The organism is Amycolatopsis dongchuanensis (assembly GCF_039542405.1).
Lineage (GTDB): Bacteria > Actinomycetota > Actinomycetes > Mycobacteriales > Pseudonocardiaceae > Amycolatopsis_E > Amycolatopsis_E sacchari.
This window is the reverse complement of the sequence record NZ_BAABIB010000056.1, coordinates 40,242-50,403: the sequence shown is the minus strand read 5'-3', so window position 1 is coordinate 50,403 and position 10,162 is coordinate 40,242. Positions and strand designations below refer to the sequence as shown.

Annotated in this window: 8 protein-coding genes; 2 read left to right on the top strand and 6 right to left on the bottom strand. The window is 69.8% G+C overall.

All coding sequences use genetic code 11. The annotated features are described in order from the left end of the window. Window positions 1–209: 209 nt before the first annotated feature. Window positions 210–1,826 (top strand): sialidase family protein, encoded by a 1,617-nt coding sequence (locus ABFX51_RS12650; RefSeq protein WP_245783376.1) that lies wholly within the window; start codon window positions 210–212, stop codon window positions 1,824–1,826. A gap of 61 nt (window positions 1,827–1,887) precedes the next feature. On the opposite strand, the gene ABFX51_RS12645 is transcribed toward ABFX51_RS12650, so the two are convergent. The 4 genes from ABFX51_RS12645 to ABFX51_RS12630 are packed head-to-tail and all read right to left on the bottom strand — an operon-like array spanning window position 1,888 to window position 7,173. After that, on the bottom strand, window positions 1,888–3,945 hold the full coding sequence (locus ABFX51_RS12645; RefSeq protein ID WP_091515223.1) for a glycoside hydrolase family 2 protein: 2,058 nt from the start codon (window positions 3,943–3,945) through the stop codon (window positions 1,888–1,890). A 5-nt stretch (window positions 3,946–3,950) separates the two neighbouring features. After that, window positions 3,951–4,823 (bottom strand): carbohydrate ABC transporter permease, encoded by an 873-nt coding sequence (locus ABFX51_RS12640; RefSeq protein WP_091515226.1) that lies wholly within the window; start codon window positions 4,821–4,823, stop codon window positions 3,951–3,953. Between the two features lie 2 nt (window positions 4,824–4,825). Further along, the gene (locus tag ABFX51_RS12635) at window positions 4,826–5,800 is read right to left on the bottom strand and encodes a carbohydrate ABC transporter permease (RefSeq protein WP_091515228.1); all 975 of its coding nucleotides are present in this window, start codon (window positions 5,798–5,800) and stop codon (window positions 4,826–4,828) included. After that, the gene (locus ABFX51_RS12630; protein ID WP_091515231.1) at window positions 5,797–7,173 is read right to left on the bottom strand and encodes an ABC transporter substrate-binding protein; all 1,377 of its coding nucleotides are present in this window, start codon (window positions 7,171–7,173) and stop codon (window positions 5,797–5,799) included. The genes ABFX51_RS12635 and ABFX51_RS12630 overlap by 4 nt, the downstream gene beginning before the upstream one ends. 140 nt (window positions 7,174–7,313) lie before the next feature. On the opposite strand from ABFX51_RS12630, the gene ABFX51_RS12625 reads away from it, so the two are divergent. After that, window positions 7,314–8,327, top strand: coding sequence for a LacI family DNA-binding transcriptional regulator (locus ABFX51_RS12625; protein WP_091515235.1), 1,014 nt, complete (start codon window positions 7,314–7,316; stop codon window positions 8,325–8,327). Window positions 8,328–8,578: 251 nt separating this feature from the next. Here the strand turns inward: ABFX51_RS12625 and ABFX51_RS12620 are convergent, their stop codons facing one another. Continuing rightward, entirely contained in the window at window positions 8,579–9,400 is an 822-nt protein-coding gene (locus ABFX51_RS12620) for an SGNH/GDSL hydrolase family protein (protein ID WP_218153589.1), read from the bottom strand. Window positions 9,401–9,577: 177 nt separating this feature from the next. Next, window positions 9,578–10,090 carry a DUF4232 domain-containing protein gene (locus ABFX51_RS12615; protein WP_091515238.1) on the bottom strand — a complete coding sequence of 171 codons (513 nt, stop codon included), beginning with the start codon at window positions 10,088–10,090 and terminating at the stop codon, window positions 9,578–9,580. Window positions 10,091–10,162: the final 72 nt, after the last annotated feature.

Below are 10,162 nucleotides of genomic sequence, written 5' to 3'. Positions count from 1 at the left end.
AACACGCGTCCAGCGCGGCACGGCAGGCGCGGCAGCCGGCAGTGCTCGGCAGGGCCGGAGCTCGAACGGTTCCAGCGGGACGGGTGAGCCGTCCAGGGCTGTGGTGCCGTCCTGTCCTAGGAGTGAGGTCAATGGCGCCTGGTCCCCTGGTTATCCGTCACCACCACCCTGATCCCCGAGCGCGGCACCGCCGAGCGCGACGCGGTGCCGTGCTCGCCGCAGCCGTGCTGGCCGCCGCCGTCGCCGCCGCCGTTCCGGCGGCCGCGGCCACCGCGGCCACGACCTCCGGCGGGGTCCTCTACCGTCCGAGCACCGCGAGCGGGTCCACAGAGGACGCGAGCTACCCCCGCGTGATCCGCCTCGAACACAACGGCAGTGCGAACGGCACGTTGCTGGCCACGTTCTCCCATTCCGGCACGGGCGTGGCCAAGGCGAACTTCCCGATCTACCGCTCCACCGACAACGGCGTCACCTGGTCGTCCTCGCCCATCGGCACGGTCACCGACACCCAGCACGGCTGGGACCTCGACGGCCCGACGCTGTTCGAGCTGCCGCGTGCCGAGGGCTCGCTGCCCGCCGGCACGCTGCTCGCCGCCGGCACAGCCTGGAACCACGGCGACTACACCCAGCAGGCGGTCGAGGTGTTCGTCTCCACCGACCAGGGCGCGCACTGGACGTACCGCAGCTCCTGCGCGGCCGAATCAGGCACCGCCAACACGATCGGCCACGGCATCTGGGAACCGGAGTTCACGGTCACCGACCACGGGCTCATCTGCTACTTCTCCGACGAACGCCCCTCGGCGAACAACTACGCCCAGGTCCTCGCACACGTCGTCTCCACCGACGGCGGGCTCACCTGGGGCGCCGAGGTCTACGACGTCGCCCTGCGCAACGGCGTCGACCGGCCCGGCATGGCGACGGTGGTCGGGCTGCCCAACGGGACCTATGCGATGACGTACGAGGACTGCAAAGCCGGCGCCGACCCGGATCAGGCGTGCGACGTCTACTTCAAGACCTCGCCCGACGCCGAATCGTGGAACCCCGGCAGCCTCGGCACCCGGATCGAAACCAGCGACCACCGGTTCCTGCTCCACACCCCTTACCTGGCCTGGTCGTCCGCGGGTGGTCCGAACGGGACACTCATCGCGTCCGGACAACGGGTCGTCGCCGGGGCCGACGGCTCGTTGGCGATCCAGCCGGAGGACGGCCACGTGCTCTTCGTGAACCGCAACCTCGGGTCCGGTGCCTGGCAGGAGATCACGACCCCGGTCACCACGGCCCCGACCGGCGGCTACGACGCGGGGGAGACGGCCTGCGCCGGGTACAGTTCACCGCTGCTCGCCGCGTCCTCGGGCGGCACGTTCCTGATGCTCGCCGGCACCCACCTGTCGACGGGCAAGTGCGAGACGGACTTCGGTACGGCCACGCTGCCGAAGGCGCAGGGCCCGATCACGGGCCCTGGTGACACCGGCAAATGCGTCGACGTCAACACGAACACCTCCGTCAACGGCAACGCGGTGCAGCTCTACACCTGCGGGGTGGCGACCGGGCAACAGTGGTCGCTGGAGACCGACGGGACGATCCGCGCCTACGACAAGTGCCTCAACATCGTCGACGGCGGCACGGCCAATTCGTCCAAAGTAGAGCTGCGGGACTGCCTCGGCACGGCCGCGCAGCAGTGGCAGGCCCGCGCCGACGGTTCGCTCTACAACCCGCAGTCGGGCCGCTGCCTGGACGATCCCGCCGCCCAGACGGCGGACGGCACGCAGCTGCAGATCTACGACTGCAACGGCATGTTCACCCAGGTGTGGCACGTCCCAGCCTGACCGGGCAGCGCGAAAAGGGGAGGTCGGTCCACCCGGACCGGCCTCCCCTCCCCCGTACCGCTCAGTCCCGGCCGCCGCGCCGGTTCGGCTCCTCCACCACCGCGGCGTCCACGAACGTCCGCGCCACCACCCGGCCCTCCGCCTCCAGCCACAGGTGCAGGCGTGCCGGACCGCCGGGCGCCGGCACCCGCACCCCGATCGCGGCGGTGAGCCGGAACGGCTCCGCCTGCACCGCACGGGAATCCGCGGCCGCCCCGGGAAGACCGCGCGAACCCGGAGCCCCCCACGCCGCGTGCAGGGTCCCGGTGATCGGCGTTCGGCCGGTGTGCGAGACGTGCACGTCCAGGGTCAGCGGGGCGGCCGGCACCGGGATGTCGGCACCGGCGTGCGCGGGCACGAGATCCACCACCAGCGTGGTCGGGGCGAACGCGTCGGCCGGGTTGAGGCCGCCCCAGTCCTTGGGCCTGCGGTGCGCGTCCAGCAGGCCCGCCATTTCGTGCTCGACGTCCGTCAGTTCGGTGTAGATGTAGCCGGAGAACCGGTCGTGCCTGCGGATCTCCTGGGTCTGCCAGCGCACGTGCCAGGCCCGCTCCAGGCTGGTGAAGCCCGCGCCGAACTCGCTGTTGAGCACCGGCACTCCGGCGCGGGGGAAGTCGGGCGAGCCGTAAAAGGACTTGTCCACCACGAAGTCCGGCCGGAGCTTGACCTCGAACGTCTCCCGTGCGCCGGACGCGAGCGCGGCGAGGTTTTCCGCCCAGCGGCGCGGATCCTCGTCGTAGTAGTGCCAGTCGACGAGGTCGGTCTTCACATGCGCCCAGCCGGAGTTCTCCACGATCGGACGGGTGTCGTCGAGCGAGCGCATGAGGTCGTAGGCGTGCGCGGCCGCGGCGGCGCGTTCCGGGCTGCCCGGGATGTCCCAGTCCAGGCCCCACTCCTCGTTGTACAGCCCCCAGATCACGATCGACGGGTGGTTGCCGTCCCGGCGGACCAGGTCGGGCAGCTGCGCCTCGAACCCCGCCACCGCCGCCGGGCTGAACCGGCTCGGACAGGGTGGTTCCGCCCACACCAGCATCCCCGTGCGGTCGGCGTGGTCGAGCCACCGCGGTTCCTCGAACTTCAAGTGTTTGCGCACGAGGGAAAAGCCGAGTTCCCTGGCCAGGTCGAGATCGCGGAGCAGTGCTTCATCGTCCGGTGCGGTGAGGCCGGTCTCCGGCCAGTACCCCTGGTCGAGCACACCCCGCACGTAGAGCCGTTCCCCGTTGAGGTACAGCGCCTCGCCACGGGTCTCGATCCGCCGCAACCCGCCGGTCACGGTCAGCCGGTCGGCTTCGGGCCCTTCGCCCGTACGCAGCTCGACCCGGTAGAGGTGCGGCGACTCCGGACTCCACAACCGGGGAGACTCGACCTCCAGCCGTCCCTCGAACCGGCCCGCGCTCGCCGTGAGCACGGTCTCCCTGCCTTCGAGGCGGGCCACGACCACCGCGGTGTCCGGAGCGTCACCGGCCAGCTCACCGGCGATGTCGAACCCGGTCAGTGAATCCCCCCGCAGGGAGACTTCGGCGACGTAGGTGCGTCCGCGCGCCTCCAGCCACACGCTCTGCCAGATCCCGGACGTCGGCGTGAACGAGACACCGTCGTAGTCGTCGCGCGGGATCGAGCGCTGTTTACCGTGTGGGATCTCGCGCTTGTCCGCCGGGGCGTCCACCTCGACGGTCAACTCCGCGGGCCGTCCCGGCGCCAGCACGCCGGTCACGTCGAACTCGAACGAACTGTGCCCCCCGACGTGCGAACCGACCGCCACACCGTCGACCGACACGGTCGCCCGGTGGTGCACGGCACCGAAGCACAGCACCACCCGCCGTCCGGACCATGCGGCGGGCACGGTCACCGTACGCGAGTAGACCGCGTGCTCCAGCCAGGTGCGTTGGACGCCGGAAGCCGCTGTCTCCCAGGCGAACGGGACGATGATCGACCCGGGCGCGCCGTCGCCGGCGGTGAAGCGCCAGCGGCCGTTGAGGTTCAGCCACTGCGCGGAGCGGTCCCGGTCGGGCCGTGGGTATCCCGGCCGGGGCACCGCCTCCACGACGAGTGGGTCGACGGCGTTCTCGGCAATCGTCATGTCTTTCAGCCCTTTACGCTTCCGGCGAGGATGCCGTTGATGAAGTGCTTCTGCAGCACGATGAACAGGATCAGCAGCGGGATGAGCGCGATCGACGCGGCGGCGAGCAGCTCTCCGGTGATCGTCGCGTAGTCGGCCCCCACCCGGTTGCCCGAGATGTTCTGGGCCAGGGTCACCAGCACCACCTGGAGCGTGGCCATCCGGCTCGAACTGGCCGCCACCACCGGCCAGACGACATCGTTGTAGATGTTCATGATCGTCAGCACGCCGAGACCCGCCAGCCCCGGCCGGATCGCGGGGACGACCACGCGCCAGAAGATGCCGAACTCGCCGCAGCCGTCCACGCGAGCGGCGTCGAGCAACTCGTCCGGCACCGCCGCGATCACCTGGCGCATCCAGAAGATCGCGAAGGCGTCGACCGAGCCGGGCAGGATCAGCGCCTGGTAGGTGTTGACCCAGCCGAGCTCCTTCATCTCCAGCAGCAACGGGATGACCAGGACGATCGTCGGGAGCATCAACGTCAGCAGCACGGCGCCGAAGATCAGGTGCTGGCCGCGAAAGCGGTACTTCGCGAACGCGTAGGCCGCCAGCGGCGCGAAGAACATCGTGATCGCGCCCTTGCACAGCAGCACGACTCCGGTGTTGAGGAAGCCGCTGCCGATCGGCACGTCCTGGAACATGCCGCGGAAGTTGTCGAGCGTGAAGTCCGCCGGGTCGAAGGCGAGCGGATGCCGGATGATCTCGTTCGCCGGCTTGAACGACGACACCACCGCCCACACCACCGGCACGAGCAGTGCCACGGTCAGCACGAGCAGGAACACGTGCGAGCCGATCAGCGGACGGCCGGATCGCCGGCCCCGGACATCGAGGGTGGTCATGGTCAGTCCTCCGCCCGCAGCAGCCGGACGAACAGCAGCGACGCCGCCATCACAACGATCACCAGGAGGAACGAGTTCGCCGCCCCGGTGCCCAGGTCCGCGCGGTTGATGTGGTTGAAGAGGAAGAGCCCGGCCGTGGTGGTCGAGTTGTACGGCCCGCCCTTCGTCACCACGTACGGCTCGGTGAACATCTGGAACACCGCCAGCGTCTGCAGCACCACGCTGAACATCAGCGAGCGGCGCAGCAGCGGCACGGTGATGCTCCACAGCTGCCGCACCCGGCCCGCGCCGTCGAGCGACGCCGCCTCGTAGAGGCCGCGGTCGATCTGCTGGAGTCCGGAAAGGATGATCAGCACGACGAAACCCGTTGTCTTCCAGATGAACAGCAGCGCGAGGGTCGGCCTCGCCCACCCGCTGGTGACGAGCCAGCCGACCGGCGGCAGGCCGAGTGCGCCGAGCACCGCGTTCACCGGTCCGTAGTTCTGGTCGAACAACACGATCCAGATCTGGGCGACCGCGGCCAGCGGCGTCACGAACGGCACCACGAACGCCACCCGGTAGAACCCGCGCATCCGTTTGACGGCGCCCAGCAGCACCGCGACGACCACCGACACCACCAGCTGCACCGGCACGATCAGCAGCCACAGCAACCCCGAGTTGCCCAGTGACGACCAGAAGGCACCGTTGGTCAGCAGGTAGCGGTAGTTCCCGAGACCGACCCACTCCGCGGCACCTGTTCCGTGCCAGTTCGTGAAGCTCAGGCGCAACGTGAAGAACAGCGGGTACACGCTGAAGGCGAGGAAGACCGCCACGAACGGCAGCACGAACGTGTAAGGCGCGAGGCGGCGGCGCCACCACGCCGGCGTGCGCCTGCCGCGCCGGGTTCTCACCGGGCGGGGCCCGGCGGTGTCCGCCGTGACGGGTACGGCGCCGCGCTCCCGGAACACGGTCGCCGCACCGGTGGGACGGGTGGTCATTTGCGCTCGATCAGGTTGGTCTGGATGTCCTTGCTCGCCTGGTCGATGACCTGCTGCGGGGTCATGGTGCCGTCCAGCATCTTCTGCAGGTCGGTGCCCAGGTAGTCGACCGCGGCGGACCACCAGACCGGGATCGGCGCGCCGCCCGGAATCTGCCTGCCCGCCTCGACGGCGATCGGCCACAGGTCCTGGCCGCCCATCCCGTCGACCGGCTTGAACAGCGGCTTCGCCGGGTCGGCGGCGGGGTTGTAGGCGGGGATCGACGTGTTCGTCCCGCCGGGGTAAACGGCGTTCGGGCCGTAGACGGCGGTGTAACCGGCCTGGTCGAACGCCAGGAACCGGTAGAACAGCCAGGCGAGCTGCGGGTTCTTGGCGTCCTTCGGGATCACGAACGACGAGCCGCCCATCGCGCCGCTGCGTGCGCCGCCGGCGGTCCAGGCCGGCAGCGGCATCGCCCGCCAGTCGCCCTTCGTCGCGGTCAGCTGCTGCTGCGGGGCGAAGTCGAACCAGATGGCCCACGGGTAGAAGACCTCGTCGCCGGACTCCAGCGCGCCGACGTCGCTGGGCTTGAGGTATTCGGCGCGGGTGCCGAGGCCCTCCTTGCGCACCGTGTCGAGCCACGTCAGGATCTGCTGGTACGGCGGGGAGTTCAGCCGCAGCGCGCCGTCCGCGCCCGCCAGGCTGGTGCCGAACTGGCTGGCGAACATCTCCAGCTGGAGCTGGCTGTTGAAGCTGTCCTGCTCCAGGTGGATCGGTTTGGCGCCGGGCTTGTACTGCTGGTACTTCCTCGCCGCGGCGAGGAGGTCGTCGTAGGTCTTGATCCCGTTGGGATCGATGCCGGCCGCGCTCAGCGCTTTCGCGTTGTAGAACAGCAGGCCGGGGTCGAGGTCGAAGGGCACGCCGTAGATGCCGCCGTTGACGGTGTTGACGCCGACCTTCTGCTTCGCGATGTCCTTGACGTAGGGCGCGAGCACGTCCTTGAGGTTCCACAGGTGGTCGACGTAACCGCCGACCTTCGCGTCGTCGAGGAAGACGCCATCGGGCACGTCGGTCCCGGTGATCAACGTGTTCTGCAGCTTCGAGTCGATGTCGACGGCTTCGTGGTGGACCGTGACGCCCGGGTACTTCTCGGTGAACTTCTTGATCGCCGCGTCGAAGACCTTGAACAGGTCGCCGGAGCGGTCCCAGATCGTGATCTCGCCCTTCGGCGAGTCCTCGGCGGGAACCTGCAGCACGGAACCGACCGCCGTCGAGCCGCCGCCCGAACCGATGTCCGGGCCGCAGGCGCTCAGCCCGGCTGCGAACAGGGCGACAGCGGCCACGGCGGCGCCGCGACGGGCGAGGAGGCGTCCCCTCCGTCTGCGAGTGGGCATGATGGCACTCCTTTGTGCGGAACAACGGCAGGGCGGCGTGCGGAAGGTCTGCACGCGCCGATTTGCCAACGTGAGCAAACTCTACGACACGCTTGCACACGTTGCAAACGCTAGGATGACGGGTCGAGGAAGGGAGTGTCATGGCGGTGACCTTGCGGGACGTCGCGCACCGGGCGCAGGTCTCGGTGCGCACGGTGTCGAACGTCGTCAGCGGCTACGAGCACGTCAGCGCGAAGATGAGGCAGCGTGTGCTCCGGGCCATCGACGAGCTCGGCTACATCCCCAACCCCGTGGCGAGGACGTTGCGCACCGGGAAGACCGGGCTGCTGTCCCTGGTGGTGCCGGAGATCGACGTGCCGTACTTCAGCCAGCTCGCCCGCGAGGTCATCGACGCGGCCGCGCACCTCGGGTTCCAGGTGATGATCGACCAAACGGGGCACGACCACGAGCGGGAACGCCAGCTGCTGCGTGGCGGCGGACGGCGCAACCTGTTCGACGGGATGCTGTTCGCGCCACTGGCGACACGGGACGAGCTGCGCGACGTGGACCCCGCCACGTCCTCACCGCTGATCCTGCTGGGCGAGCACGTCTTCGACGGCCGTTTCGACCACGTCGCGATCGACAACGTCGTGGCGGCCCACGACGCGACTTCGCACCTGCTCGACCGCGGCCGCACGCGCGTCGCGGCGATCGGCGCGCAGCCGAAGGAGACGTACGCGACCCCGTTGCAGCGCACGGAGGGATTCCGGAAGGCGCTGCGGGAGCGCGGTCTGGCACCGGTGCACACCCTGGAACGCACGGCGGCCCACTACGGCCGCTCCGACGGCTACGCCGCGGCCACGTCGCTGCTGCGCGGATCGCCGCGCCCGGACGCCATCTTCTGCTACTCGGACCTGCTCGCGATGGGGGCGATCCGGGCGGTGTTCGACGCCGGCCTGAACGTTCCGGAGGACGTCGCGGTCATCGGCATCGACGACATCGAAGAGGGCCGGTATTCCCGGCCCTCGCTCAGCACGGTTTCGTTGGACACGCCCTTCATCGCCCGCACCGCGGTCTCCCGCCTCGCCGCACGCATCGAGGACCCGTCGCTGCCCGCGGAGGAGTTCATCGCCCCGCACACGCTGATCACGCGGGAAAGCACGGAGACCCGGTAGTGCCGGACAACTACATCGCCACGTGGGCCGCGTTCTTCGAGTTGCTTCCGCAACGTGGGCGTCGCCGGAGCCGACCGCTGCCGCGGGCTTGATCGTCTCTCAGCTGATCAACACCACCCCGGGTCCGTACTCCTCGAGCAACCCGGCCGGGTCCACCTACCCGCGCCCGTGGCGGGTGGCCGTTCTCGTCCGGAACGCGGCGAAGCCGAAACCCGCCATCACCCCCGGTACTGGGGAGGAGGAGCCCGTCCTCACCGGGTGAGGGCGGTGCGCACGAGCCGTGCGACGGCGTTCATGCCCGCCTCGTTCGGGTGGTACGGAGTGCGCCCGGACGGGACGGTGTACTTCTCCACCCACGGGGTGGCTGAACAGGCGTCGTGCCCCCGGCTGGCAGGGGTGACCTCGACGACGGTGGATCCGGTGCTCAGCGCGGCGGCGCGGGTGGAGTCAGCCAGCCGGAGGGCGATGCTGTGCTCGAACGCGAGCTGCTCACGCGTCAGTGGGACGCCGTCGCAGGCGACGGCAGTCGGCACGATGCTCAGGTACTCGACGAACACCATTTTCGCCTGTGGCGCGCGCTGGCGCACGGCGTTCGCGACGTTCTCCAGCCGGCTCTGCAGGACGCCGAAGGTCGCGTTGATGGCGTTCTGGTCCACGGTGCCGCACCCTGTGCGGCCGCTGGTCTGGCAGGAGTAGGTGTTCAGGCTGCCGATGTAGTTGACGTCATTGCCGCCGATGGTGGCCGTCACCAGCCGCGTGTCCGGTGTGACGGCCTGGATCTGCGGGGGCAGCCCGGCCTGGCCGGAGTCGAGGATGTTGGCCGTGGTGGCCCCGCTGCAGCTGACGTCGGTGAGCGCGAGTCCGAGCTGCGCCGCCAGAACGCTGGGGTAGTTGTGGTCCGACCGCGCGCACACCGACGGACTCCCCGGCTGGAGCGAGGGAATTCCGGGGCCCGCGGCGAAGGAGCTCCCCATGGCGACGTACTTCGTGCCATCGGCCGCGGCGGCCGTCGGCACGCTCACCGCGGTGACGATCAGCGCGAGCAGTGAAAGCACGACACCGCGACGACGCAACGAAGGCCTCCTCGAGTAGTGGAATGGTCTGAACCGGTTGCCCGGTCCACGACCGAGTGTCGACCGCTGGGGAACCCCGGTCAAGCGACCGCAGTGATTTTATCCGCCGGTTGGCCAGAAGTGCCCGGAACGGCCCCGGCTCGTGCCCGCGCCCAGGGCGGGCACGAGCCGGGGCGTTCAGGCGGGAGCGACGGCGGTGAGTTCGACGGTGTCGCCCTTCAGGGGGGCACCTGCGGGCCAGGCAATGGTGGTGGTGGAGCCGTCCGCGCTCGGCAGGTTCAGGTTCATCGCGGTGGGCACGAACGTCACCGGTGCCGCGGCGTCCTGGAGGAGGTACGACACCGCGGGGTGCTGCGCGGTCAGGTTCACCGGATCACCCGGCGCACCGGGTGCGTCAGGGGTGACGGTGATGTCGCTGCCGTTGTCGTGCCCGGCCACGAAGTTCACACCGGTGGGCACACCCTGCAGCTTGCAGTTCGTCGTCGGCGACGCCGCGGTGTAGCTGATCGCGTACGCCTCCTGCCCTGCCGCGGCTCCGGCATCCGGTGCCACCGAAACAGTCACGTCGTCGATACCGCACGGCCGGTCGGACGGCGAGGCGCCGGCCACCCCGGCGGCCAGCAACAAGCCCCCCGCGGCCATCCCACCGGCGACGACAACAGCAGCGGCACGTGCGCTCGTGCTGGTCATGATCTCCTCCTTCGGTTTCGATCCCGTCCACCCAGAGGATGCCCAGCACCACACTCAGGATGCGTCGCAGCG

Coding starts and splice junctions, on each gene's coding strand:
- ABFX51_RS12645 (WP_091515223.1), bottom strand. CDS start 3,945: ATGACGATTGCCGAGAACGCCGTCGACCCACTCGTCGTGGAGGCGGTG.
- ABFX51_RS12640 (WP_091515226.1), bottom strand. CDS start 4,823: ATGACCACCCTCGATGTCCGGGGCCGGCGATCCGGCCGTCCGCTGATC.
- ABFX51_RS12635 (WP_091515228.1), bottom strand. CDS start 5,800: ATGACCACCCGTCCCACCGGTGCGGCGACCGTGTTCCGGGAGCGCGGC.
- ABFX51_RS12630 (WP_091515231.1), bottom strand. CDS start 7,173: ATGCCCACTCGCAGACGGAGGGGACGCCTCCTCGCCCGTCGCGGCGCC.
- ABFX51_RS12625 (WP_091515235.1), top strand. CDS start 7,314: ATGGCGGTGACCTTGCGGGACGTCGCGCACCGGGCGCAGGTCTCGGTG.
- ABFX51_RS12615 (WP_091515238.1), bottom strand. CDS start 10,090: ATGACCAGCACGAGCGCACGTGCCGCTGCTGTTGTCGTCGCCGGTGGG.